The organism is Sphingobium sp. D43FB (assembly GCF_002312805.1).
Taxonomy (GTDB): domain Bacteria; phylum Pseudomonadota; class Alphaproteobacteria; order Sphingomonadales; family Sphingomonadaceae; genus Sphingobium.
In genome coordinates this window covers 1-430 of the sequence record NZ_NMUA01000209.1, presented here as the reverse complement: position 1 = coordinate 430, position 430 = coordinate 1, and the positions used below count along the sequence as shown (strand labels likewise).

Genomic DNA, 430 nt, shown 5'->3' with positions numbered 1-430 from the left:
CCCTCGACCTGGGCCTGGAAGGCACGGGTGCTCCGCCGGTGATAACGGCGATTCTGGTGGCGGCCATTTCCGCGGCGCCGGAGATCCTGACGGCATTGCGCGCGGCCTTGGCCAACCGGATGCAATCGGTGGTCAACATCGCCATGGGCGCGTCATTGTCGACGGTGATCCTGACGGTGCCGGTGATGGAAGCGATGGCGCTCTACACTGGCCAGCCGTTTCAGATGGCGATGACCCCGGTGCAGACGGTGATGATCTTCCTCACCCTGATCGTCAGCGCAATCAACCTCAACGACGGCGAAACCAATGCCATCGAAGGCATGACCCATTTTGTGTTGTTTGCGACGTTCATCATGTTGTCGCTGCTGGGCCTCTAAACGCTTCGCGGGCAAGTCTCGCTCCTACAGGGAAATGCGCATCCCTGTAGGAG

At 60.7% G+C, this 430-nt stretch carries 1 pseudogene; it reads left to right on the top strand.

Annotated features, from left to right (window positions below):
- Nucleotides 1-377: pseudogene (locus SxD43FB_RS24065) on the top strand (hypothetical protein); the annotation flags it as partial.
- Nucleotides 378-430: the final 53 nt, after the last annotated feature.